Annotated in this window: 27 protein-coding genes; 17 read left to right on the top strand and 10 right to left on the bottom strand. The window is 71.7% G+C overall.

Going from position 1 to position 23,624, the window contains the following annotated elements; genetic code table 11:
- Positions 1-154 precede the first annotated feature (154 nt).
- Positions 155-637 carry a glutathione peroxidase gene (locus DEF28_RS01990; protein WP_114397705.1) on the top strand — a complete coding sequence of 161 codons (483 nt, stop codon included), beginning with the start codon at positions 155-157 and terminating at the stop codon, positions 635-637.
- Between the two features lie 102 nt (positions 638-739).
- Positions 740-1,063, top strand: a complete 324-nt coding sequence (locus DEF28_RS01985; RefSeq protein ID WP_147280109.1) for a BRCT domain-containing protein — start codon at positions 740-742, stop codon at positions 1,061-1,063.
- 70 nt (positions 1,064-1,133) lie between these two features.
- Here the strand turns inward: DEF28_RS01985 and DEF28_RS01980 are convergent, their stop codons facing one another.
- Both DEF28_RS01980 and dctA read right to left on the bottom strand, forming a co-directional pair.
- Entirely contained in the window at positions 1,134-1,763 is a 630-nt protein-coding gene (locus DEF28_RS01980; RefSeq protein ID WP_114397707.1) for a YigZ family protein, read from the bottom strand.
- Between the two features lie 158 nt (positions 1,764-1,921).
- Positions 1,922-3,424, bottom strand: a complete 1,503-nt coding sequence (dctA, locus tag DEF28_RS01975; RefSeq protein WP_114397708.1) for a C4-dicarboxylate transporter DctA — start codon at positions 3,422-3,424, stop codon at positions 1,922-1,924.
- Positions 3,425-3,701: 277 nt separating this feature from the next.
- Here dctA and DEF28_RS01970 point away from each other — a divergent pair, with 277 nt between their 5' ends.
- From DEF28_RS01970 to DEF28_RS01960, 3 genes are all read left to right on the top strand, one after another.
- Positions 3,702-4,718, top strand: coding sequence for a MerR family transcriptional regulator (locus tag DEF28_RS01970; RefSeq protein ID WP_114397709.1), 1,017 nt, complete (start codon positions 3,702-3,704; stop codon positions 4,716-4,718).
- A gap of 9 nt (positions 4,719-4,727) precedes the next feature.
- Positions 4,728-5,663, top strand: a complete 936-nt coding sequence (locus tag DEF28_RS01965) for a TAXI family TRAP transporter solute-binding subunit (protein WP_181874282.1) — start codon at positions 4,728-4,730, stop codon at positions 5,661-5,663.
- A gap of 63 nt (positions 5,664-5,726) precedes the next feature.
- Positions 5,727-6,227, top strand: a complete 501-nt coding sequence (locus tag DEF28_RS01960) for an NUDIX hydrolase (RefSeq protein WP_114397710.1) — start codon at positions 5,727-5,729, stop codon at positions 6,225-6,227.
- A gap of 62 nt (positions 6,228-6,289) precedes the next feature.
- On the opposite strand, the gene DEF28_RS01955 is transcribed toward DEF28_RS01960, so the two are convergent.
- Both DEF28_RS01955 and DEF28_RS01950 read right to left on the bottom strand, forming a co-directional pair.
- The gene (locus tag DEF28_RS01955) at positions 6,290-6,481 is read right to left on the bottom strand and encodes a DUF397 domain-containing protein (protein ID WP_233515042.1); all 192 of its coding nucleotides are present in this window, start codon (positions 6,479-6,481) and stop codon (positions 6,290-6,292) included.
- 9 nt (positions 6,482-6,490) lie between these two features.
- Positions 6,491-7,342, bottom strand: coding sequence for a helix-turn-helix domain-containing protein (locus DEF28_RS01950; protein WP_114397711.1), 852 nt, complete (start codon positions 7,340-7,342; stop codon positions 6,491-6,493).
- A gap of 175 nt (positions 7,343-7,517) precedes the next feature.
- Here DEF28_RS01950 and DEF28_RS01945 point away from each other — a divergent pair, with 175 nt between their 5' ends.
- From DEF28_RS01945 to DEF28_RS27200, 6 genes are all read left to right on the top strand, one after another.
- Complete coding sequence (locus tag DEF28_RS01945) at positions 7,518-7,754, top strand: hypothetical protein (RefSeq protein WP_114397712.1); 237 nt, start codon at positions 7,518-7,520, stop codon at positions 7,752-7,754.
- Positions 7,751-8,074: a hypothetical protein gene (locus DEF28_RS01940; protein ID WP_114397713.1), complete on the top strand. Its 324-nt coding sequence runs from the start codon at positions 7,751-7,753 to the stop codon at positions 8,072-8,074. The genes DEF28_RS01945 and DEF28_RS01940 overlap by 4 nt, the downstream gene beginning before the upstream one ends.
- A 357-nt stretch (positions 8,075-8,431) precedes the next feature.
- A complete protein-coding gene (locus DEF28_RS01935; protein ID WP_114397714.1) occupies positions 8,432-8,773 on the top strand; it encodes a DUF6507 family protein in 342 nt (113 codons plus the stop codon).
- A gap of 131 nt (positions 8,774-8,904) precedes the next feature.
- The gene (locus tag DEF28_RS28765; protein ID WP_114397715.1) at positions 8,905-10,281 is read left to right on the top strand and encodes a hypothetical protein; all 1,377 of its coding nucleotides are present in this window, start codon (positions 8,905-8,907) and stop codon (positions 10,279-10,281) included.
- Positions 10,226-11,107 (top strand): hypothetical protein, encoded by an 882-nt coding sequence (locus DEF28_RS27205; protein ID WP_147280110.1) that lies wholly within the window; start codon positions 10,226-10,228, stop codon positions 11,105-11,107. The genes DEF28_RS28765 and DEF28_RS27205 overlap by 56 nt, the downstream gene beginning before the upstream one ends.
- Positions 11,108-11,186: 79 nt before the next feature.
- Entirely contained in the window at positions 11,187-11,606 is a 420-nt protein-coding gene (locus tag DEF28_RS27200) for a hypothetical protein (RefSeq protein WP_147280111.1), read from the top strand.
- Positions 11,607-11,634: 28 nt separating this feature from the next.
- Here DEF28_RS27200 and DEF28_RS01915 read toward each other — a convergent pair whose 3' ends face one another.
- Genes DEF28_RS01915 through DEF28_RS01905 form a run of 3 tightly spaced genes read right to left on the bottom strand, consistent with a single transcriptional unit; the run spans position 11,635 to position 14,251 of the window.
- Positions 11,635-13,059 carry a HAMP domain-containing sensor histidine kinase gene (locus tag DEF28_RS01915; protein ID WP_114397718.1) on the bottom strand — a complete coding sequence of 475 codons (1,425 nt, stop codon included), beginning with the start codon at positions 13,057-13,059 and terminating at the stop codon, positions 11,635-11,637.
- Positions 13,060-13,062: 3 nt separating this feature from the next.
- A complete protein-coding gene (locus DEF28_RS01910) occupies positions 13,063-13,743 on the bottom strand; it encodes a response regulator transcription factor (protein ID WP_114397719.1) in 681 nt (226 codons plus the stop codon).
- Positions 13,744-13,792: 49 nt separating this feature from the next.
- Positions 13,793-14,251: an NUDIX hydrolase gene (locus tag DEF28_RS01905; protein ID WP_114397720.1), complete on the bottom strand. Its 459-nt coding sequence runs from the start codon at positions 14,249-14,251 to the stop codon at positions 13,793-13,795.
- A 242-nt stretch (positions 14,252-14,493) separates the two neighbouring features.
- Between DEF28_RS01905 and DEF28_RS01900 the strand changes: the two genes are divergently transcribed.
- Complete coding sequence (locus tag DEF28_RS01900) at positions 14,494-15,216, top strand: hypothetical protein (RefSeq protein WP_147280112.1); 723 nt, start codon at positions 14,494-14,496, stop codon at positions 15,214-15,216.
- A 322-nt stretch (positions 15,217-15,538) separates the two neighbouring features.
- Here DEF28_RS01900 and DEF28_RS01895 read toward each other — a convergent pair whose 3' ends face one another.
- A complete protein-coding gene (locus DEF28_RS01895) occupies positions 15,539-15,808 on the bottom strand; it encodes a DUF6504 family protein (RefSeq protein ID WP_114397722.1) in 270 nt (89 codons plus the stop codon).
- Positions 15,809-16,764: 956 nt separating this feature from the next.
- On the opposite strand from DEF28_RS01895, the gene DEF28_RS01890 reads away from it, so the two are divergent.
- From DEF28_RS01890 to DEF28_RS01875, 4 genes are all read left to right on the top strand, one after another.
- Complete coding sequence (locus DEF28_RS01890) at positions 16,765-17,406, top strand: TetR/AcrR family transcriptional regulator (RefSeq protein ID WP_114397723.1); 642 nt, start codon at positions 16,765-16,767, stop codon at positions 17,404-17,406.
- Between the two features lie 874 nt (positions 17,407-18,280).
- The gene (locus tag DEF28_RS01885) at positions 18,281-19,339 is read left to right on the top strand and encodes a DUF418 domain-containing protein (RefSeq protein WP_114397724.1); all 1,059 of its coding nucleotides are present in this window, start codon (positions 18,281-18,283) and stop codon (positions 19,337-19,339) included.
- 54 nt (positions 19,340-19,393) lie between these two features.
- On the top strand, positions 19,394-20,143 hold the full coding sequence (locus tag DEF28_RS01880; protein WP_114397725.1) for a CPBP family intramembrane glutamic endopeptidase: 750 nt from the start codon (positions 19,394-19,396) through the stop codon (positions 20,141-20,143).
- A gap of 287 nt (positions 20,144-20,430) precedes the next feature.
- Positions 20,431-20,805, top strand: a complete 375-nt coding sequence (locus tag DEF28_RS01875; RefSeq protein ID WP_114400951.1) for an RNHCP domain-containing protein — start codon at positions 20,431-20,433, stop codon at positions 20,803-20,805.
- Positions 20,806-20,864: 59 nt separating this feature from the next.
- Here DEF28_RS01875 and DEF28_RS01870 read toward each other — a convergent pair whose 3' ends face one another.
- Positions 20,865-21,737, bottom strand: a complete 873-nt coding sequence (locus DEF28_RS01870; protein ID WP_181874381.1) for an N-acetylmuramoyl-L-alanine amidase — start codon at positions 21,735-21,737, stop codon at positions 20,865-20,867.
- Between the two features lie 243 nt (positions 21,738-21,980).
- Here DEF28_RS01870 and DEF28_RS01865 point away from each other — a divergent pair, with 243 nt between their 5' ends.
- Positions 21,981-22,343 carry a YkvA family protein gene (locus tag DEF28_RS01865; protein WP_114399407.1) on the top strand — a complete coding sequence of 121 codons (363 nt, stop codon included), beginning with the start codon at positions 21,981-21,983 and terminating at the stop codon, positions 22,341-22,343.
- Positions 22,344-22,820: 477 nt separating this feature from the next.
- On the opposite strand, the gene bldC is transcribed toward DEF28_RS01865, so the two are convergent.
- Positions 22,821-23,024: a developmental transcriptional regulator BldC gene (bldC, locus tag DEF28_RS01860; protein WP_067965399.1), complete on the bottom strand. Its 204-nt coding sequence runs from the start codon at positions 23,022-23,024 to the stop codon at positions 22,821-22,823.
- Positions 23,025-23,624 lie beyond the last annotated feature (600 nt).

Below are 23,624 nucleotides of genomic sequence, written 5' to 3'. Positions count from 1 at the left end.
CCCTAGGACGACGGCAGGTAGCCCGAATCCTAGAACGCGCGGCCGCCGGGCGACACGCCCCTTGCCCGGGTCGTTACCCGGCGTGTTGGCCGCCGGGGCGCCGTGGTGCCGCCCGACGGCCCAGAATCGAGGAAGTCGGCCTAGGGTCGGCCACATGAGTATTCACGACATCGCCCTGCGGACCCTGGAGGGGGAGGCTGCCGCGCTCCCCTCCGACCGGCTCCTGCTCATCGTGAACGTCGCCTCCAAGTGCGGCCTCACACCGCAGTACGCCGGTCTGGAGCGGCTGCACGAGCGGTACGCCGAGCGCGGTTTCTCCGTGGTCGGCGTGCCCTGCGACCAGTTCATGGGGCAGGAACCGGGTTCGCCCGCCGAGATCCGGGAGTTCTGCTCCCTCACCTACGGCGTCACGTTCCCGATGCTGGCCAAGACCGAGGTGAACGGGGCGGACCGCCACCCGCTCTACGCCGAACTGACCCGCCACCCCGACACCGACGGGGAGGCTGGCGACGTGCAGTGGAACTTCGAGAAGTTCCTCGTCGCACCCGACGGCACCGTCCTCGGCCGCTACCGCCCCGCGACCGAGCCGGAGGACCCGCGCCTGGTGCGCACCATCGAGCAGCATCTGCCGTCCTGAGACGGGCGGCCGGCGCGCCCGGGGACCGGCCGGCGGCCCGCGGCCGCCCCCGGAGCGCCGGCGCGGCCGGGTGTCGGCGGCCGGCACCAGGGTCTGGCGACCATGGAACTACAAGGACGCACCGTGGTGCTGACCGGCACCTTCCGGTCCATGAAGCGCGCCGAGGCCAAGAGCCGGCTGGCGGCGGTCGGCGCCCGGCTGACGGGCTCGGTCTCCCGGCGCACGTCCGACTTCGGGCGGCCCCGCGCCCGGCGGCAGCGGCCCACCGAGCTGCTGATCGAGGAGGCCGCCCGCCGCGGGCACCTCTCCGCCGTCCTGGACCTGCTGCCGTCGCTACCGGGGGACGACGACTACAACCACCGTCCGAAGAGCGCCTTCCGGGCCCTCTGGCTGGCCGCGACCGGGCACGGCGACCGGCCGTGGTGAGCCCGAGGCACCTGCCCTTCGCCGCCCGGCCGTGACCGCGCGGGGCCGGCTGGTACCGGCCGGCCCCGCGTCACACCTGGTCCGGCTCCACCTCGACCGTCGTGCTGCCGCGCGCCTCGCACAGCGCCTCGCCGCCGGTCGCCTCGGCCAGCCACGCCTCGAAGGCGGGGAGGTCGTCCTCGGCGAGGACGACGTCGAGCTGGACATCGGAGCCGTACTCCACGGCGAGCACGCGGTGCCGGGACGCGCGCAGGTCGTTCTCCAGCCGGCCGGCGTGCAGGTAGTCCGCCATCACCGCGACCACGGGCAGCGTGCGCCGCTCCACGACCCCGACGGCGTCCAGCGCCGCCGACACCGCGCCGCCGTAGGCCCGGATCAGGCCGCCCGCGCCCAGCTTGACCCCGCCGAAGTACCGGGTGACGACCGCGGCCGTGTCGGTGACGCCGCGGTGGCGCAGCACCTCCAGCATCGGCACGCCCGCGGTACCGGACGGCTCGCCGTCGTCGCTGGACCGCCGCACCCGGCCGTCCGGGCCGACCACGTAGGCGGTGCAGTTGTGCGTGGCGTTCCAGTGCAGTCGGCGGCGCTCGGCGATGAAGGCGCGCGCCTCGTCCTCGTCGGCGACCCGGGCCAGGGCGCAGACGAACCGCGACCTCCTGACCTCGGTCTCGCACTCGCCGCCGCGTCTGATGGTCCTCATGGCCGTTCCGATCGTACGCGCCGCGTGCACGGGGCGGGCCGGCGTGCCCGGCCGCCGGGCGGCCGGAACGGGCGACGGGCGCCCGCGCACCCGGGGGAGGTGCGCGGGCGCCCGTCTCGGGGAGCCGGCCGGTGAGGCTTGGCGCGGGGCTCGCCGGCTCAGCCGGCCGGAGTGGGCTCCTTGGCGGCGCCGGTCGGGCGCTCCGGGGCGGACCCGTTGCTCTCGGGGGTCGCCGCGGACTCGCCGGCGCGGGCGGCGTCCTCGTCGTCCGCGCCGCCGGGACGCATGAGCGCGTCCATGTCGATCAGGTTGGGGTTGTCCAGGACCTCCTTGAGGCGGTCCCGGTCGAGGTCCTTGTTCCAGCGGGCGATCACGAGGCTGCCGACGCCGTTGCCGATCAGGTTCGTGAGGGCGCGGGCCTCGGACATGAACCGGTCGATGCCGACGATGAGCGCGATGCCGGCCAGCGGGATGACGCTGTCGAAGGCGGCCAGCGAGGCGGCGAGCGTGACGAGCCCGGCGCCGCTGACGCCGGCCGCGCCCTTGCTGGAGAGCAGCATGAAGAGCAGCAGGCCGATCTGCGTCCACACCGAGATCTCCGACCCGGTGGCCTGCGCGATGAAGATCGCGCCCATGGTCATGTAGATCGCGGTGCCGTCGAGGTTGAAGGAGTACCCGGTCGGGATGGTCAGGCCGACCACCGACTTCTTGGCGCCGGCGGCCTCCAGCTTCACCATCATGCGCGGCAGCACCGACTCGCTGGAGGAGGTGCCCAGCACGATCAGCAGCTCGTCGCGGATCAGCCGGATGAACTTGAACAGGCTGAAGCCGGTGACCCGGGAGATGATGCCCAGGAAGACGACGATGAAGAGCACGCAGGTCAGGTAGAAGCTGGCCATGAAGTAGGCGAGGCTGCCCAGGATCTGGCCGCCGTACTCGCCGATGGTGTAGGCCATGCCGCCGAACGCGCCGATGGGCGCCGCGTACATCACGATCTTGATGACGCCGAACATGACGTGCGCGCCGGTGTCCAGCGCGCGGATGGCGCCCTTGGCCCGGCCGCCCAGCATGGTGAGCGCGCAGGCGACCAGGATCGCGAGCACGAGGACCTGGATCAGCTGGCCGTCCACGAACGCGGAGAAGAACGAGTCGGGGACCAGGTGCAGGATGAAGCCCGAGACCCCCTCGCCGCCGGCCTCGGAGGCCTGGTCGAGGGTGGCGGCCGCGTCGGCCTCGTCGAAGCTGAGGTTCAGACCCACACCGGGCTGGAGGATGTTCACGGTGACCAGGCCGACCGTCAGCGCCAGCAGCGTCGTGGCGATGAAGTACGTCAGCGTCTTGAGGGCCAGCCCGCCGGCCTTGGCCAGGTCGCCGAGGTTGGCGATGCCCACCACGACGGTGCAGAAGATCGTCGGCGCGATGACGACCTTGACGAGCTTGATGAACAGGTCCGCGAGCCACTTCATGCCCGAAGCCTGGGCGGGGAAGGCGATTCCCACGATGATGCCGAGCGCGATCGCGACCAGCACCCAGAAGTAGAGCTGGTGGTAGATGCGCTTGCGGCGGGCGGGCTCCGCCGGGCCGGCCGCGGCGTCCTTGCGTGCGGGGTCGGTCGGGGAACCGCCGTCGCCGGATGGGACCGCTCGTCCAAAGGCGGGCACGGGGGCACCTCCATTCACTGCGTCATGTGCGGGGCGTCACGTGATGCTCCTCACTGCCGGCCGTAACAGGCAAGCCACGTGGGGGAAACTTCAGATTCATCTGACATTTCGCGCCGGTGCGTAGCCGAACATCACCATGGGTGATGCGTGGGGAGTCGCGGAGAACGGGGGTTCTTGGGGGGTTTGCGGGCTTTGCGGCGCGTCCCACGGTCCCGGGATGGGCCCTACGGTCGATGGGCTTGCATCTCAAGCAGCTTGAGGCGCCACGGTGGCTGCCATGCGCAACCAAGAGCTGTACCCCATCGGAGACGCCGCGCGCCGCAGCGGCCTCAGCGTCAGCGCCGTCCGCTTCTACGCCGACGAAGGACTCGTCGAGCCCACGCGCCTGAATGAGGCGGGCCACCGCCTGTACGACATCGACACCATCGCCCGCCTGGAACTCGTCCGCACCCTGCGCGAACTGGACACCGAGCTGGACGAGATCCGCCGACTGCTCGAAGGGGGAACGACCCTGCACGACCTCCTCACCACCCACCTGGGGATCGTCGAGCGCCAGGAGCACGCCCTGCGGGCCAGGAGGGCGGTGCTCAGGACCCTGATCAGACAGGGCTGCACGACCGCGCAGGCCGACCTGATGCACAAGCTCATCTCGATGACCGACGAGGAACGCGAGCAGATCATCGACGCCTTCTGGAACGAGGTCGGTGAGGGCCTCGACGTGCCCGACGGCTTCGTCGACCGGCTGCGCACGATGCGGCCGGTCCTGTCCGCGGACCCCACGGCCGCCCAACTTGAGGCGTGGATCGAACTGGGCGACCTGGTGCGGGACCCGGCGTTCCGCGACGCGGTCCGCAACTACCTTCGGGAGACCTACACCACGGATGTGGGAAGGGACGTGGCGAGCGCGCCGTTCCAGGACTTCGTGCACGAGAACGGGGGCCGGCTCGTGGCGGAGGTCCTCGCCGCGTACCGCGCCGGTGAGTCCCCCCGGTCCCCTTGGGCGCAGCAGGCCGTCACGCGTTTCATGGAGGCGGCCACGGCGCTGTCCGACACACCGCTCACCCCCGAAGTCCGGAACCGGATGGCCGACGGGTACCGGCGGCTCCCCGACATGATGCGCCGGATCGCCGAAGAGGAGGCCGCTGCCGAGAGCCCCGTGTACGACGACACCCACGGCCGGTACCTGTCCCTGGTGGCGGTGATCAACGGGACCGAGTCCGAGGACATCCGGGAGGAGGACTCGACCGTCTTCACCTGGATCGCCGACGCCATGCGCGCCTCGACCCCCGCATAGGCTGACCACGTGCCCGGACACCCTGTCGTCACCCGCCGCACCGTCCTGCTCGGGGCGCTCGCGGCGCTGGCCGGCTGCTCGGCGCCGGACGGCGCGTCCGGGCCGGCCCGGCTGGTCCTGGCCACCGGGCCGCCCGGCGCGGTGTTCCGCGAGATCGGGGCGGCGCTCGCCGAGGTCCTCGACCGGCAGCTCCCGGAGACCCGGGTCACGGCGCTGCCGAGCAGCGCCTCCACCGAGAACCTGCGGCTGCTCCACGAGCGCCGGGCGCACATCGGCTTCTCGAGCCTGGACGCCGCTGTGGGGGACAGCGGCGAACCGTCGCCGGACCTGTCCGCGCTGGGCCGGGTCTACGACAGCCACCTGCACCTCGTGGTAGCCGCGGACTCGCCGGTCGAGGCGTTCGAGGACCTCGCCGGCCAGCGGGTGTCGTTCGGCGCCAAGGAGTCGGGGACCGAGTTCACGATGCGCCGCCTGGTGGAGCTGACCGGACTCGACGTCGAGGACGTCCGCATGGACCAGGCGTCCTCGGCGGACGCCCTGATCGCCGGGGACATCGACGCGCTGTTCTCGCTGACCGGCATCCCCACGCCGGCGGTGAGCCGCCTCGCCGAGGACAGCCAAATCCGGCTGGTCTCCCTGCGCGAGGAGGCGAACCGGCTGGCCGACGCCTACCCGAGCACCTACATCCCGGCCACCATCCCCGCCACCGCCTACCCCGGCGTCGCCGCCTGCGACACGGTGGCGATCCCCAACCTGCTGCTCGCCCGCGACGACCTTCCGGAGGAGACCGCGCGCCTCGTCACGGAGACCGTCTTCACCGAGTCCGCCGCGATCGCCGCCGACCGCCCGGAGGCCGCGCACATCAACGTCCGCACCGGCATCGCCACCGGGCCTGTCCCGCTGCACCCGGGGGCGGTGCGGTGGTTCCGGGAGCAGAAGGCGTGAGCCCCGGCGACCCGGCGAAGGTCAGTGGCGAAGGTCAGTGGCGAAGGTCAGTAGGGTCGGGGCATGGCGACACCCGAGTTCATCCTCGAACTCCGCAAACGGGTCGGCCACGACCCCCTCTGGCTGATGGGGGTGACCGGCGTCGTCCTCGACGCGGCCGACCGGATCCTGCTGCACCGCCGCGCCGACGACGGCGAGTGGTCCACCCCCGGCGGAATCCTCGAACCCGGCGAGCAGCCAGCTGCGGCCCTGGTCCGCGAGATCATGGAGGAGACCGGGGTGCGGGCCGAACCCCTGTGGGTCTCTAGCGTGGCGACCGAACCGCCGTTCAGCTACGACAATGGGGACCAAGTCCAGTACCTGGACATCGCCTTCCGCTGCCGCCCGGTCGGCGGCGAGCCCCGTGCCGACGGCGACGAGTCGCTGGAGGTCCGGTGGTTCCCCGTCGACGGGTTGCCCCCGCTGCCACCGCACGTGCACGACCGCGTGCGGCGCGGACTGGCGAGTGACGGCGGGGCGTGGTTCGCGGGGCGGTCAGAAGCGACCGATGCGATGCCGGGGTAGTATCGGGCACGGAATGAATACAGCGGCGGCCCGCGCACCATGGTGCGCGGGCCGCCGTCTTGCTAGGTGGTCTGCCGCCGGAGAGTGCCGAGGAAGGCGGTCCATTCCTGCGAGCCGAAGGTGAGGTGACCCAGCTTGGGGTGTTTGGAGTCACGGACGGCTCTACTCCCGAGGACGGAGGCGACCTCGACGCATTCGTTCGCCCCAGCGCTGTGAGACGACTTGCGGAAGACGGGGTCAGAGATGGGGGGCACGACGACTCCTTACCGGTCCGGGAGGGCTCTCTTCAGGAACTCGATTGAGCCGGACTTGGACAACGCGTCCATGCTCAGGTGCTCGAACGCCTGGCGGTAACCAGCTACTTGCGCTGGCTCCTCCAGATACAGCCCCTCTGAGCGTGTCTCCAGGTAGACGATAGACGGATCGAGTGGGTCCGGATAGTCCAGGATGACCATGCAGCCGTGCGTCGACGCGTGCAGGCCGACGGAGAAGGGCAACACTTGAATGGTCACACTGTTGAGACCGTCTGCGACCTTGATCAGATGAGTTAGCTGGGCATGAGCCAACTCCGGGTTCGGGAGCAGCCGCATGATCGCGTTTTCGTCGATCACCACCCGGAATTCGGGCGGATCGTCACCCTCCAGTATTTCCTGTCGTTTCCGGCGGGACTCGACCACCCGCTCGATCTCCGCGTCCGTCCGTGCCAACCCGGCTCGGGCGATGGCAGCGGCGTACTCGGGAATTTGAAGCAGCCCGGGGATGGCGATCGGTTGATAGTTGCTGATGGCGCTGGCTTCAGCTTCGAAGGCGACGTAGGAGTCGGTCAACACATCGCTGTAGGTGTCCCACCAACCGCGCTCCTTGGACTGGCGGCCCAGCGCGAGGATGGCGTCACGACGCTCGGGAGACGTGACGTTGTACAGGTTCATCAGATCTCGGAGCGCACTCGCGTCCGGACGGGAGAGCCGTCCGCCTTCCATGTGGTTCAGGCGCCCGGATGACCAGTCAAGGGCTTTGCGGGCCTCCTCGACTGTGTAGCCAGCGGCTTCCCGCATTCTGCGGAGCTCGGCGGCAAGGCGACGTCGTCGGATGGTTGGGCTGCGCCGTTTCGACACGATTCGCTCCATTGATGATCGGACACATGACTGCGCGGTCATGAAATCTGAGTTCGCAAAGTCGGGCAATTTTGTCAGATTGACACTGTCTTATTGACGGGTCAGTCTGACAATGTCATTCTAGGGCTCGTATTCATTCCTTGGCCGGGATCCGGCCTGATTGGAGCGATGCCTCATGTCTGTGGACGACCTGGAGCACTCCGAACACCTGAGCAAGTTCGCCGCCATCGCGGAGGAAGCTCCCTCCGGTTACGAACTCACCCGCACACCCACGCGCGACGGCTGGGAGTACACCGTCCGCACGCCAGACGGCACCGTGCACACGCGCTGGGCCCTCGGCGACGTGCAACGGCTACTCGCCCGCCTCGCGGCGGCGGTCCCCGCGCAGCAGAGCCCGGCGGTGGACCGGTGACCCCTCCGCAGCGCAGCCCGGTGAGCCTGCCGCCCCACGCCCACCAGCGTGCCGCCGCCCAACTCCAGCGCCACTTCCCCGGCGTCGTCGTCTGGTACGGCGTCAGCACGGCCAACTGGTGGGCCATGACCACCGACGGCCTGATCGAGGCTGCCAGCGTCGAGGAACTGAGCCGAATCCTTACCCGCCGCGCGATGCCCGCCATGAACGCGCCACCGCCGGCCCGCGTCATCGCCCGGCGCCCTGCCCGGCAGATACGCCCGGCCGCTCGGCCACACCGCCCACCGCGCGCCCGCTGGGCGGTACCGCTTCGCGGGTGACCGCCGTCCCACCCAGCCACCCGTCAGTCCGCCGCCCGGCCCCGAGACCCCCTCCGGGGCCGGGCGGCCTCCATCGCCACGACCACGAGAGCGGTGACGGCTGATCACCGATTTCGGGCTGACCGTCAACCATGAGGGGGCGCACAAGGTCTGGCTTGGGGAGCCGGACGGGCCGGCGTGGACGCAGGGGACGTGACGGTGGGTATCGCTGTGGGCTGACCGAATCCGGTCAATCGACGCCGTCCCGGGACTGCGGACCCCATATCACCGCTGGATTGTCGCCGTTGGAGGGGATAATGATCGACGTCGCGGTGCGTAACCGCGGCGCCGATCGGTCCAGGCGAGGAGGTGTGCGGGGTGACCGCGTGGGACATCCGCCCGGCCGGGGTGGGGGAGATCCTCACCGAGGTCAGCGGGTACGTCGGTGGTTCTGACGGCGCGGGCGGCCTGGCCGGTGACGTCGACGAGGTCCTCTCGCTCACCGAGTACGCGTCCTCCTGCGCGGCCAGCGGTCCCATCTCCACCGCACTGGCGGAGTTCGTCACCTCCGTCGGCGGCACACTCGGAGCGATGGTGGCCAAGGCGGCGAGCGCCGCCACCGGCTGCGGCGATGCCACGGTCGCCTACCTGGACGGCAACCTGGAGATGGCCGCCGAGGCCCAGGCCAACGCCGGGAACATCGGCGGCCTCGACATCTGACCCCCTGCTCCCGGGCCGAGCGCCGTGCACGCAGCGTCACGGCCGGCCGATACGATCTGCACCCGTCCGGACACGCCATGGCGTGTCCGGCGATCCCCCGACGTGGCCGCGAGTGAAAGTGCGGTGATGCGGTGAGCCAGGACCTGATCAACCCCGGGGCCATCCCCGTCCCCGGAGTCGCCGCCGAGGAGCTTCTGACCACCGCGAGCAGCCTGAAGGCCGCCGGTGAGCGCATCGCCGGAGCCGGTCACGACATCAAGCAGACCTGGAGCCGGCTGGACGGGGTGTACCAGGCGCCGGAAGCCGGCGAGCTGTTCGCGGCCGTGGATCCGGTCGCGGTCAACGGTGAGGACGCCGCCGAGGCGCTCGCGGGCGCGGCGGACGCGCTGACGACGTTCGCCTACGAGGCCGACAAGCTCAAGTCCCGGCTCCTCGCTCTGCGGTCCGACGCCTACGCCTTCCTGGACTCCATCGCCGGTGACGACGACTGGCGCAAGGACCAGGACAAGGTCGATGAGCACGACCAGCTCACCGAGGGTGTCACCGCGGCGGTGGCGGCCTACGAGGAGGCCGAGCGTGAGTGCGCCAACGCCATCACCGGCCTGCTCCCCGGTGGGACCACCTTCGTCGCTCCCGATCCGTCCGGGGCCAGCCAGTGCCGGCCGGGCGAGCAGGTGTACGGCATGGGCGAGGTGCCGGACGGCGCGGTGATGCCGTGGGGCGGACCGCAGGAGTGGGACGCACCGTTCTGGCGGGACGCCTGGGACGGCGTCGCCGACCTCGCTGTCGGGCTGGTGCAGGACCGGGGCGGCTACTGGGGCCTGCACGGTGAGCACGGGTGGTGGACCGCGGATCAGGGCTTCGGGCAGATCGGCGACAACGCGGTGGCGCACCGGGTGGAGACCGTGGAGGGGCTCGGCGCGCTGATCGGCGTCTACGGCCCCGAGGGATGGGGGACCGGTACCCAGGGCGCCAACGCGGGCGCGGCGTGGCTGGAGGTCGCGCACTCGGTCGTTCCGTGGCGCGAGTGGGCCGAGCGGCCCGGCTACACGATCAGCCAGTCAGTGCTCAACCTGGGCGAGGTCGCGGTCAGCACCGCCCTGCTCGCCACCGGTGTGGGCGCGCCGGTGGGTGCGGCGATGTGGGCCAACCGCGGCATGCGAGCGGTGCAGGCCCTCAGCGGCACAGGCCACGCTCTGCCTGATGCTCCGCACCTGCCGCACACCGACACCCGGATCGGCGTCCCCGCGTCCATCACCCGGACCGGAGGGCCCGCCGACCAGCTGGCGACCACCCAGCAGATCCAGGACCTGGTGCAGCGCTTCCGCACCGACCTGGACCTGGCCGACCTCTCCCACCCCGACGGCATCGTGGGGGCACTCAACGACCGGCACCTCGTCCAGGTGGGTGCGGACAACCACCGGGCGCAAGCATCGATCAGCGACCGGGGACATGGTGACGACGCACTTAACCCCGGTGGCGTCAGCGCACCTCAACTCGGCCAATGACCGATTCGATGTCAAAGGAAGCACGGAAGGCGGAGAACCCTATTCGAGTCTTGGAAGTGCTCAGGATTCGGGTGATGTTTCGGACCTCGCAGATCATTTCAGCGACAATGGCGTCGAGGGGAGGGAGGGGTTCGATGGAGGTGTAAACGGGACCGTCTACACCGTCGACGAGAATAACCTGACGGCTGCTGAAGTTCTTGACATGCGGCGGTGGGAGTGGGTGAATCTCGGCCGGGTTGATCCGAATGGGCACTGGGTTGACAACGATGGAAATGTTTACGTCGACACGCCGGACAATGTGCAGGCTGTGCGCTATTACGAGCGAATTAGAAACATGACATCGGATGTTGAACGGATATCTGATAATACCGGGTATTCAAAGGAGCTATTGGAGCAAATCAAGAGACATCTGTTTTTCGATGAGCACGTAGTGGCTATAAAGCCGAATCATTCAAACGTGGGGCGTTTCGCTCCAATGCATGAAGTGGGGGAACTTTGGCTCAAGGCTGAACAGGGAACTCTGTCTATCAAGCAGGAGGAGGCTTTTCGGAGTCTCATCGCCCATGAAGGTGTTGAACTTGAATTCATGAGAGACGGGGTTCCCTACCGGTCCGACCACCCAGACGCGTTCGATGACAGGGGAATGTCTTCCCCTGTCCACGAATATTACGGTGCGCATGACATGGCGCCAGGCGACAAGAATGGTGACTTTCAGCATTACAGTGGCATGGACAGGGAGCCGCTAGACTTTGCTCTGGAAGGTGACCTGTCGAACCTGGACGATCTCCTCGCGGTGATTCGAAAGGAATTTATGGATGAAGAATAGAGTGCAAGAACTTGCGGATAGGATCATCTCGTTCGCTTGGCCGAATCCGCGTACAAAGAGGAAATCTCAGGCTGACCTGATGTCTGAATACCTGCGGCGCTCGGCTCGCTGGTCGAAGACTCTGGACATACCTTGGCCGTTCGTTGACATTGCCGCGTGTGTGAACCCCGATATTCGCGCCGATCAAAGCCTTGTGGACGCGGTAGAGGAGAGTATTCCTTACCATGTATCTCAGACGTCGATATGGACATGTGCCTGGGCGTTGCACTTCGAGGCTCTGCGCGACGCCGGGGAGCGGCTCCCGAACCTCTCGCACCCGTTCGAGCCTCTTCTGTTGATGTACGAACGGGGAAATGCTTTCAGGTTGGACGGTACGGGCTTTATTGAAGTGGGATTCCTTGGTATTCGACGGGGGAAGCGCGATGATCACCTGACGGATAAACCACTGGCGCCGATGAACATGGAAGAACTCGACAGGATCGACGAACAGCAGTCCTAGCTCGCCATCGGCCGACCCCGCACTTCGATCACTCGGATTCCACTACCACCGGCGCCGCCGGCAGCCGAACCGTGACATCGAGCCCGTACCCGTCGCCATGCGGCTGCGGCAGCCCCGGCTGCAACGCCAGTTCCCCGCCGGCGGCCTGTACCAGCTCCGCGCAGATCGCCAGTCCCAAGCCCGTGCCCACCACGTTCTGGTGCTTCGGCGCCCGCCAGAAGCGCCGGAGCGCGTTCTGCCGTTCCTCCGGGTCCAAGCCCACCCCGTCGTCGCTGACGTGGACCTCCACCATGCCGCCGGCCGGGTCCGCCGGGCGGGCGCGGAGGACGATGCGTTCGCCGGCGGAGAGGCGGGTGGCGTTGCTCATCAGCTCGTCGAGGATGCTGCCCAGTCCGCCTGGTGGTTCCAGCAGGCGCAGGCCCGCCGGGATGTGCGTCTTCAGGGTGATGCCGCGTTCGGCGGCGAGCGCCCGCCATCGTTCCAGGCGGGTGTCCAGCACCAGGTCCAGGTCCACCGGCTCGGCCTTGCTGAAGCTCTCCAACCGGGTGGCGGCGAGGAGGGCGTTGAGCATTCGGTTCATCGCCTTCGCCTCCTCCACCGCGTCGTCGTAGGCGGCCCGCGCGTCTGGCTCGGTGAGGTAGGGGGACAGGTTCTCCACGGCCAGGCGCAGGCTCGCCAGCGGGTTGCGCAGCTGGTGCGAGGCGTCCGACACGAACGCGCGCTGCCGGTGCAGGGCCCGTTCCACCACGTCCACCATCGCGTTGAACGACGCCGCCAGCCGCCGCAGCTCCGGCGGGCCGCCGGCGGAGTCCGCGCGGACGGTGAGGTCGCCCTCGGCGATGGCGGCCGTGGCCTCGTCGAGCATGCGCACCGGGCGCAGCACCCAGCGCGACACCGGCCAGGCGACCAGGGCGAGCCCGGTCAGCGGCACCAGTTCCAGCAGTGCCAGCGCACCCCAGTCCCGCAGGATCGCCGACCGGAGCTCGTTCGTGGGCGAGACCAGGACCACAGCGCCCACCACCTCGCTGTCGCGCCCCACCGGCTCGGCGAGGATCAGCGGGCGGTCGTCCCACGGCCACACGGCGGTCGGTGGTTCCGGGCGGTAGCCCGCGAGCGCCTCGCCGAGCACCGAGCGCGTCCCCGGCTCGGCCAGCGCCTCGGTGACCCGGCCGCCCGAACTGGAGCTGATCACCACCTCGCTTGAGGGGTCGAGCAGCGCGACCGGGATCCCGTACAGGTCCTCGTAGCGCTCCAGCTCCATCCGCAGCGCCTCGGTGCGGCCGGAACCGAGCGCCGAGTCGGCGAGCGAGGCGAACCGGCCGACGTCGTTCAGCCGGTCGACGTAGGCCTCCTCGGTCCGCTGCTGGGCGACCAGCGTCGCCAGCGGCACGCCGAGTGCGCCCACCACGAGGAAGGCGAGCGGTAGCAGCACCACGAGCAGCCGGCGCAGCACGGCTCAGCCCGAACCCGCCCCGGCGGTCAGCCGGTAGCCGACGCCGCGAGCGGTCTGGATGCGCACCTGGTCGCCCAGCTTGCCGCGCAGCGCCGCGATGTGGGTGTCGAGCGTGCGCGACGACGACTCCCAGGCGGCCCCCCACACCTGGTCCAGGATCACCTCGCGGCTGACCACCGTGGGGGCGCGTGCGGCCAGCAGCGCGAGCAGGTCGAACTCCTTGCGGGTCAGTGACAGCGGAGCGGCAGCCAGCACCGCCTGGCGCGCGCGGACGTCCACCGACAGCGGGCCGACGGTGAGCGGAGGCTCCGGCCGGTCCGCCGCTGAGCGCGCGGCCCGTGTCCGGCGCAGTACGGCATCGATGCGGGCCAGCAGCTCCGCGATCCCGAACGGCTTCACGACGTAGTCGTCGGCGCCCGACCGCAGCCCGCGGACGCGTTCGCGCTCCTCGGCCCGTGCCGTGACGGCGATGATGGCGGTCTCGGGGCGCTCGCGCAGCCGGCGGAGCAGGTCGATGCCGTCGGCGTCCGGGAGCCCGAGGTCGAGCAGCACGACGTCCGCCGCCGGCGCGCGCAGCGCCGCCGCGGCGGTGGACACCCGGGTGACGTCGTAGGCGGCGTTGCGCAACGCGGTGACCAGCCCCCGTGCGACCCGGTCGTCGTCTTCGACCACGAGTATGCGCATCGCCTGACATCGTAGAACGACTCCGCCGTGCCTCCGGGGCGCGGGCGGGTCAGCGGCCGTCCGGCCAGCCGTGCAGGCCGAACCGCACGCCGGCCAGCGAGTCCGCGACACCGGCCGCGCAGTAGGCCACGGTGTCGGAGGGGAGGGCGGCCAGCGGGAACCAGGCGACGGCGTCGTGCTTGTGCGGCTCCGCGTTGTACGGCTCGCCGTCCCACGTCCGCGCGACGAAGAAGAACCCGATCCGGCCCTCCTCGCTGCGGTGGTGGCACACGTGGCCGAACCTCAGCTCAGCGGGATCGACCCGCACGCCGACCTCCTCGCGTACCTCCCGCGCGGCCGCCGCGAGGACGCTCTCGCCCGCCTCCAGGTGGCCGGCGGGCGGCTGCCAGCTGCCGTCGGCGTACCCGGTGTTCGCCCGGCGCAGCAGGAGCAGGCGGCCGTCCCGGACCAGCAGGGTGTGCACGTCGACCAGTGCCTTGTAGCGTGGCGTCGCCGGATTCGCGGTCATGGTGGTCCAGTCTGCCGGGCGCTGCCCTGAGTACCGCTCGGCCATCGGATTCTGGCGCCGCGCAAATACCCGTTAGATGTGGTCCGCGCCGGTCACGTTCCGTCGGTTTTCCCACACGCTGCGCGCCTTGCGACCCTGCGTTTGCGGCGGTCAGGGTGGATCCCGCTCGGCGCGCCAGGAGGGGGCGCCGGGCCGGGTCAGCCCACGGGGTACGCCGTGGCGAGGAAGGAAGCGTTGCGAACATGAGAACACGGGGGCCTCTGCTCGCCATGGCGGCGGTCGGATCCTGCCTGGCGCTGACCGCCGGGTGCGCGTCGTCCGGAGCGGACGGCGAAGAGGCCGACACGGCCGCCAGCGCCGAACCGACGCCCGGTGCCGGCGGCTGGGAGGACGGCTTCCCCGAGGACGTCGAGGTGATCATCGAGCTGGACCAGCCGGCGGGGGCGCCCCAGCAGGAGGCCACCGACGCCTTCTTCCAGACCTACGCGGCGCTGTACCAGTCGGCGCACGGCGGCGGTGCGGACCGCGGGTTCATCGACACCTGGTTGCAGGCGGACAGTCCGTCGGTGGAGCCGCTCAACCAGCTGCTCGACGACTGGGCGGCGGCCGGGGCGGCTCCGGCCGGCTCCATCCGGCTCTACGACGGCCTGGTCGGTGCCTACTCCGCGGAGCTGGTGCAGATCGACTTCTGCGTAGACCAGCAGTACCTGAAGATGAAGGACCTGGAGACCGGTGACGTCTCCGAGCTGCCGAACTCCCCGGCTTCCAGCATCGCGACCGCCAACGCCATGTACGAGGTGAACGACTCGGGCGAGTGGGAGGCCGTGGCCTTCGGCTTCAGCGACGTGGGCGACACCCCGACGAACGCGTGCGTGGGCGAGGACGCTGGCGCGGAGGAGCCCGAGAGCGAGGGCGAGCCGGGCGACAGCGGGTCGGAGGCCGCGGAAGACCAGGTCGCCAGCTGACGCGTGCGCTGCCGGATTCATCGCGGGCGCTCCGGCGTGCCGGAGCTCGTGGGTCCGGAGCCGCCGCGGCGGGGGCCGGCTACCAGTGACGAGCGGGGAAGCCGCCCGGACCGAAGGCCGTGCCCGGGGCGATGACCCCGCCCGTGGTGACGGAGACCGCGTGCACCATCCGCGGGCCCGTGCCGCCCCCCTGCCGCCTCCGGTCGGGCCGGGCGTAGCGCCGCCGTGCGGTGGGAACGTGCCGGGGCGCGGGGCCCGGACCGGCTTCGCGGTGCGGGTCGGCCCGGCGACCGCGGCCGGGCCGACCGGAACCGCGAGGCGGTCAGCTCCAGAGGCGGCGCATCGTCCAGCGGTTGGTGGACGTGTCGAGGCTGATGTCCGCGATGTTGGCCTCGCCGTGGTCGGACTCCGCCGCAACCCGGACCAGGCGGACGTCGGTGCCGTTGCGGACGCCGATGTCGGGGGTGTGCGGGGCGCTGTCCCAGGTACCGATGATCCGGCGGACGCGGTACATGTGGCCGCGCCAGGCGAAGAGCGCAGGGTGGCCGCCGGTGGTCGACCTGACGTCGATCCGTTCGTTGTAGAGACTCACGAGGCGCGATTCTAGTCGAACACATGTTCGATGACCAGTGAGTCTCCGGCCTCCGACCGCGAAGCTCAGCCTAGGCCGCGTCGCGGCTCCCGTTCGGCATGTCGCCGATACGGTTCCGCTGGCGCCGCCATGACCAGTGCGGACGCGGCGAAACTCGCCGGGGCATCCCCCGCGCGGCGTGTCGCGCGCGGAGCGACGATCAGACCGGTTGATTCACCGAACCCGGAGAGTCGGTCAGGAGGAGCCGGGTCGGTCGCGGGGCGGGCTGACTTCTGACTGGGCCGTGCTCTGCTCGGCTCAAGCAGCTCCGTGCGATCGCGCCCCGTTGCGACAGGCTTGCCCATCGCTGCGGTCCGCTGTGCTGCTGACCGGCCTCGTGCGCTGGCTCGGCGAATTGCCGGACACGCCCGAACGCTGCGGGCCCGCCGTGCCCGCGCCAACGGCAGCCCCCGCCCAGGGGGCGGGGCCGACGCCCGTGCCGCTGTCCCGGGAGCTACGGACCGTGCGCCCTGCGGCTGGCCGTGGCGGCCACCGGGGCGGCGGAATCGGTTGGCGACGCCGGACGGGTGATCGCTGCGAGGCGTCGGGGCCGCCTGCACCGCGCACGTCGCCGCCCTGCGCGGCCGACCGCACCGCGCTGGTCGGCGTCATAAGCCGCTCCGCCGCGGCCGGTGGCGGGTCCGGCCGGTCCCCCGCCGCGGTGCTCGGGTGCGTCGGATGCCCGTCCTCGGGCCCGCCGACACCCGACCGGCGACGGTTCCCCCGCGGCGCGCGCCGACCGCGGCGCGGGCAGCCGCCGCATGGCTTGCCAGTGTCGCAGGCCACGTCCTCCCACCGACCAGGCGGTATGTGCCGTCCACTACTGTGGGGGGATGTGCGCGGGCCGGGGGACCCCGGAACGAGCCGGCACCGCGCTCGGAGCCGAAACCGACGAACACCGGGCGGGGGAACGGACCATGGCTGACGCGACGGACCGACGGTCGGCCTCTCCGCCGGACCCCGCTTCCCTCCCGGTGCCGGAACGCCTGCTCTCCGCGGCCACCCGGCTGTTCGCCCAGCACGGGTTCGAGCGCACGTCCGTCCAAGAACTCGTGGACGCGGCCGGCGTGACCAAGGGCGCGATGTACCACTACTTCTCGTCCAAGGAGGACCTGCTCTTCGCCGTCTACCAGCGGGTCCTCGCGATGCAGACCCGCCGCCTGGAGGAGTTCGCCGAGGCGGACGGCCCGCTCGCGGAGCGGCTGCACGCCGCAGCGGCCGACGTCGTCCTCACCACGGTGGACAACCTCGACGACACGGTGATCTTCTTCCGATCGCTGCACATGCTCTCGGAGGAGCGGCGCGGAGCGGTCCGCAAGGAGCGCCGCCGGTACCACGAGCGGTTCCGCGAGATGATCCGGACCGGCCAGCGGCAGGGCGTCTTCCGCGCCGACGTGCCCGCGGACCTGGTGGTCAACCACTTCTTCGGCTCCGTGCACCACCTCGGCATGTGGTACCGGCCGGACGGCGCGCTCTCAGGCGCCGCGATCGGGGGCTACTACGCTGACCTGCTGCTCGCGAGCCTGCGCCCCGACCCGGCGCCCACCGGGACCGGCTGATCGCGGACCGCCCCTCCGGCCGGGCCGGGCGGTCCGGCAGCGCGCAGCGCCGTGCACGCCTGGTAGCGGGGCGGTGCCGCCGTTCTCACGGCGGCGGCCCGCGCCGCGGGGAACACCGGCCGAAGCTCTGACGCGGCGTCCGAGGCGGAGCCCCACGGCCCGCGGCAGGCGGCGGCCGGTACGGCCGGGGACGGCCCGGCCCCTGCCGCCGGCGGCGGTCACCCGGCCCTGCGCGCCCGGTAGGGAGCGAAGCGCCGCGCTCACCCGCCCCCAAGGCCGGGCCAACGACGCGGTCACCCTCATGGAACAGGCCCCGCGGACCGCGGCTGCCCGGCCGGGCCGGGTGGCCGGTGCCCGGGACACCGGCCCGCACGGACACCGCGGCTGCGTGCCGGCGTCGGCATGCCCGGTCCGGGGGAGCGCGCCCGGACCGGCGGTGACGGCGGACGCCCCGCGCCACGCACCGAGCGCGGACCGCCCGCTCGCCAGCGGCAAGCAGCCTGCGGCCCGGCCACCCCCCCGCGACTCGGTCGGCTCCTCGCGTAACAGGCCCCGCCGCGCGGTGGTCCCGGCGGCGAACGCCATCAGAACGCCGGCGGTCTCCGGGAACTCGTCCGACCGCCCCGGGGCTCTCGGCACGACCGGACCGACGGCCGCGTCGCCGTCCGGCTCGGCCCCCGCACCCCGGCCCGGTGCACCGGACGCCTGCCCCGCACTCCGGTCACCGCCCGCTTCGGCGCTTTGTCGGTTCTTTCGCAACTGTTGACCGCACACCGCCCTCCCGGCCGTTGCCCCGCCCCCTCCGGTGCGCGTTCCTAGAAGGCGACACCGTCCGCCCGATCCGGGCGGCGCCGGAGCCTGGAGGAGCGGCCCGATGACCCACACGGTGAGTCGGCGGGCCGCCGTGCCCGATCCACGGGTGTGCGACGCCCGAGGGCCCGAGGCGGAGACCCTGCTCGGGTTCGCGGTCGCCGGCCTGGTCCTCGCATCCAGTCCGGTGCTCGCGGCACCGGGCTCCGGAAGCCTCGGTGACGCCGCGGTCCTGTTCGGCACGGCCGCCCAACAGCGCGTCCTCCCGCTGGTCGCGTTCCTGGCGGGTGCCGTCGGCACGCTCCTGGCGGACAACCGGATCCGGCGCGGCGACCGCCCCGCGGCCGTGTGGCTGGGGGCCCTGCGCGCCCTGGTGCTGCTCGCCGCCCTCGGGGCGCTGCACCGGGTGCTGCACCCCGGTGACGTGCTGCTGCCCCTCGCCGCCATCGCGGCGGGCGTGCTGCTCCCCGCCGCGTGCCTGCCGGGCTGGATCGTCATGCTCGCGGGCGTGCTCGGCACCGTGCTCGGCGCGACGGCGGCCGGCGGGCACTGGGTGGTCCCGGGGGCGCTGCTCCTGGGCATGGCGGCTGTCCGCTGCCCGCCCCCGGCGTGGCCGCCCCGCGATCCGCGCGACCTGTGGACGGTGCTGCTCATGGGGACCGCCGGCTCGGCCGGCATGATCCTCGGCTACGGACTGCCCCCGGGCGGGCTCTACGAGGTGCAGATCCAGAGCGTCACCGGCGTGCTCACGGCAGCGGCCGCGGCCGCCGCGGTGCTGCTCGCCCTGCGGGCGCCGCTGCTCGGCCCCGCCCTGGTCTGGGCACTGCGCCCGCTCGGACGCGCGCCGGTGACCGGCTACCTGGTGGCGACTCCCGTGCTGATGGCGGCCGGCTCGCTCATGGGGCCGCCCGGCGCCGCGAGCCCGTGGGCGGCCGCCGCCGTCGCCACCGCCATCCTGGCCGGGCAGGTGTGCTGGAGCCGCCGGTGGCTGGCGCGGCGTGGAGAGGGACCGGTCGAGGCGTGCTGCCGGCGCCTCGCCCGCCGGCGCACCCGCTCGGCCGGTGCCGGTCGCGGCCGCCCGGCGGTGGCCGCGGACGGGGCGCGGCGGACACAGCGGCGCTGAACGCGGCGGGGCGGCCAGGGCCGCTCCGCCGCCGGCGAGGTCGGGGGAGGCCGGATGGAGGGACACGTGCCGCGGCACCGCGGCGCGGCCGGCGGGGCCTCGGCGCGCGGCACGCGGGGGTCGCCGTCGGCGGTGTGCGCCCGCTGGCTCCGCCGGGGCGTGCGCAACGCTCCCCGGCACGCCGCGGCGGGCGCCCTCATCGGCACCGTGCTCGTCACCGACGTCGTCCTGGTCGGCCAGGCAGCCGGCTGGTACGACGTCGACTTCGTCGGGGTGCGCACGAGTTGGCCGCTGTCCCTGGCCGCCGTCCTGGTGAGTGTCGTGGTGCAGGAGGTCCTGTTCCGCGGCATCCTCTACACCGCCGTGGAGTGGCTGCTCGGCTCGGCCGCGGCGGTGCTGCTGAGCGCCGTGCTGTTCGGGGCCGCCCACGCGCTCCTGCCGCATGTCACGGCATGGTCGGTGGCGGCGGTCGCGCTGCAGTTCGGCATCCTGCTCGGGGTGGGATACGGCGCGACCCGCAGCCTGTGGTTCGTGATCGCCCTCGACTTCGCGTGGAGTGTGACAGGGGGGCTGGTGCTCGGGGCTCCCGTCGGAGGCTACGACCTCGGCCACCCGCTGTTCCGCACCGAGACCAGCGGTCCGGAACCGTGGTCCGGCGGCACGTTCGGTCCCGAGGCCGGACTCCTCGGGATCGTCCTCAGCGGCGCCGTCGCCGTCCTGCTCGTCTCCTACGGCCAGGGGCGCGGCCGGTTCCGCCGGGCGCTCTGGCGGCGCGGCCGCCCGGGCCGCCGGAACGCGGGCTGACCGGCGTCCGGTCCCGACGGCGCGGCTGCGCCCCCGGGCGGCAGCGCGGCCGGAAAACCCGTTGCCCGCCTGCGGCGGCTCAGGATTGACTGGCCGCAGGACCGCGCGCCCGCGCGGTGTTCCCCAATGAGAGAGGTGGCCTATGGCCCGGTGGGCTCCGAGCGTACTCCGCGTCTTCGTCGAGGGGCCGGACACCTGACCGGCACGGATCCGGCGCCCTCCGCGGAGCCGGCGGGGAACGCTCACGCGTTCGCACCCACCCGCCTCTCACGCATGGAGCACACGACGTGTCCCGACGCGATTCCCGTTCCCGCGCCCACCGGCGCGCGGAATCGTTCCGCTGCCTCAACTGCCGACTGGACGTCTCCCTGAGCGCCCCGGGTACGGCGCACCGCAACCACTGCCCGAACTGCTTGTGGAGCCGGCACGTCGACGCCCGGGTCCCGGGTGACCGCGCCTCGGACTGCGGGGCGCGTATGGAACCCATCTCGGTCGCCGTCCGCGGCGACGGCGAATGGGCGATCATCCACCGGTGCACCGGATGCGGCGCGCTCAACGGAAACCGGACGGCCGGCGACGACAACCCGCTGCCGCTGATGCGGATGGCGGTCCAGCCGCTGGCCAACCCGCCGTTCCCGCTGGAGCACCTCGCTCGCTGGTAGCGCGGCCCCGCCCCCCGGGCGGCGCCCCGGGCCCCGGCCCGGCGCCGCCCGGGGGCGGGCTACTCCCGGCGCAGGTAGTCCGCCACCCCCGCCGCGACGCCCGCCGCGGCCCGGTCCCGCCACGCCTCGTCGGCGAGGTGGCCGGCGTCGGTCGGGTCGCCCATGTTGCCGACCTCCAGGAACACCTTGGGCACGGTCGACATGTTCAGCCCGCCCAGGTCCGTGCGCACGTCGATGCCGTCCTCGCCCGCGTAGCCGGCCGGCGGCTGGCCGGAGAGTTCGGCGAAGCGGTCGCGGACGTCCTCCGCGAGCCGCATCGACGGCTCCACGATGTCCTCGGTGTACCCGGCCACCTCACCGGGGGCGATGACGTGGAAGCCGCGGTACCCCGCCGGTGCGCCGTCCGCGTGCAGCGAGATGGCGGCGTCCGCGCCGGCGTCGTTGCCGATCTCGGCGCGTTCGTTCACGCAGGGCCCCACGCCCGTGTCGTCCTGGCGGGTGAGGACCACCCGGGCGCCCTCCGCCTCCAGCCGGTCGCGGACCCGCTGGGAGAGGTCCCAGGTGAACTCGTGCTCGGGGTAGCCCTCGGCCGTCTCGGCCCCCACGGTGTCGCAGGACTTGGTACCGGGACCGGCGGGGACCTGCCGGTTGATCTCCTCGGGCGCGTCGGCGTTCCCGCCGTTGTGCCCGGGATCGATGACCACTGTCAGGCCGGCGAGCGGACCGGCGGGAGGTGCCTCGTCGGCCTGGGGCGAGTGGGCCTCGTCGCCCGGTGCGTCCGGGGCCGGCAGCGGCAGCGTGGCCGTGACGTCGGTGGTGGGAACGCCGCCGGTTCCGGCGCAGCCGGCCGCCAGCAGCGCGGCCGCCGCCATCGCGAGCAGGCCGGCCCCCCGCAGGCGTACCGGTCGGTCGGCGAGGTGGCGGCGCGTCATCAGAATGGCTCCCCGAACGGTTCGGCCGGCGGACGGACGTGTCCGCCCCACAACCTACGGCACGGGCGGAGTCCCCGGCACCGGGCCGAGCGGGACGGACGAAGCGTCCGAGGTCGGGAAAGCCTGGCATGTGAGAAATCCAGGGGAATGCCGGCACCGATCTTCGGGAACAACCTGGAGCGGAGACGCGTCATATCTCAAAACGCGGCCCCCGTTCCACCGACACATGCCGAGGTGAAGAGAATGCGCAAGTCCAACCGTGTCGCCGCCGGTGCCGCGGCCTGGAAGGTGGTGCACGACAGCACCAAGCCCGGCAAGCCGGGTCTGTGGGAGCGTGCGGCGGCCGTTCCGCGGCTGCTCGGTGCGCGGCTGCGCGGGCGCTACACGGAGATGTCCACGTCCAAGCTCGCGCTGTTCGTGCTGGCGGCGCTCTACATCGTCTCGCCGATCGACCTCGTGCCCGAGTTCTTCGCGCCGATCCTCGGACTCGCCGACGACGTCGGTGTCGCGGTCTGGCTCGTCGCGAGCCTGCTGAGCGAGACCGAGCGCTTCATGGAGTGGGAGGCCCGAGGGCCCGAGTACGTGCAGGGGCACGTGGTGTCCTGAGCCCCCGACGGACTCCTGCGGGCGATGGCGGCGGACCGGGGCTGGTGCCCCGGTCCGCCCCTCTGCTTCCGGCCGGCGGACGCCCCGGCGGCGGACGCGCGGTCGGGAACGGGTTCCGATGGCGCGTCGCCGGCGGTCCGCCGCGGCGGTGCCGTGGCCGTGTCAGGGTGATCGGTCAGGACCGCTACGCGGCCGCCGCGGGGGATGGTCCCGCGGACGGAACCGGTGGGGATGACCTGGGCGCCGGCGCTGGGAAGCGGCGCCGTCCGCGGCGGTCACGTCTCCGGTCCGCGTGGTCCTGCTGTCCGCCTGGTCGTTGTCCGGCCCTCTCCCTCCGGACACCCGCACAGGCGCTGTCTTCGGCTCTGCCGGGCGAACCCCGGGCGGGCCGTCGGTGACGACCCGGCCCATGTCGGGGTGGGCAGGCGGTCCCCCCTGTCCTTCCCCTCCCCCGGTTACGGCACGAGCTGGGGAGAACTACTCCGCGCGCTGGTTGGGGATGCCGGCGAGCAGTGCACGAACTTCGGTCTCACGGTAGCGGCGGTGGCCACCCAGCGTCCGGATCGAGGTCAGCTTGCCCGCCTTCGCCCAGCGCGTGACGGTCTTGGGGTCCACGCGGAACATGGTGGCAACCTCGGCAGGGGTCAACAGGGGCTCCGCCTCGGGCGTGCGAGTTGACATGTGTACGGCCTCTCCTCCTGGATCTGTGTACCGATCCTGAGCCTTATCCTGGCACTTGGCCCGGATGTCCAATATTGCCCTCTAGGTCTATATTGGCATCACCCGAGGTGATTACGCGACCACTTAACGCGACTTTGTTGGATGGGGCATCTCAAAGTCACCAATGCGGCGCGTCACGCTGAGTGATTCTAGCGACACGTTTAGTGGCATGTGGCGTATTCGGTCAAAACTTCGTTCTCCGGCCCTGTTTTTCTCGATCCGGCGGGCCGAAAGTGCTAGGACGCCGGGGGTCCGAAACGGGGGCAAGGGGGTCGGGTGAGGGGTGTCACGCACCCATTCACCAGCCCTTACGCGCCTCTGGCTGAGGCGCTCGGTCGCTACGTGGCCCATGGTCGACAACTCCCGTCCGCCGGCTGTATCGGCGCAGTGGCACGGGTTTCCGGTTACTCAGCGTGCGCTCGGCGACGAGTGGGGAGCGGTCTGAGTAGGCAGTTATCGGGTGGTATGCCCAGTTTCAGTAAAGTTGATGCAAGGTGCGTCACTCGTCCTGAGCTATCCCACGTGTACCCGATAGGGATTAAGAATCACGTCAACAGAAAC

The organism is Marinitenerispora sediminis (assembly GCF_003336425.1).
Lineage (GTDB): Bacteria > Actinomycetota > Actinomycetes > Streptosporangiales > Streptosporangiaceae > Marinitenerispora > Marinitenerispora sediminis.
Note: the sequence above shows the minus strand (reverse complement) of the source record. Positions and strands in the feature narration are given on the sequence as shown.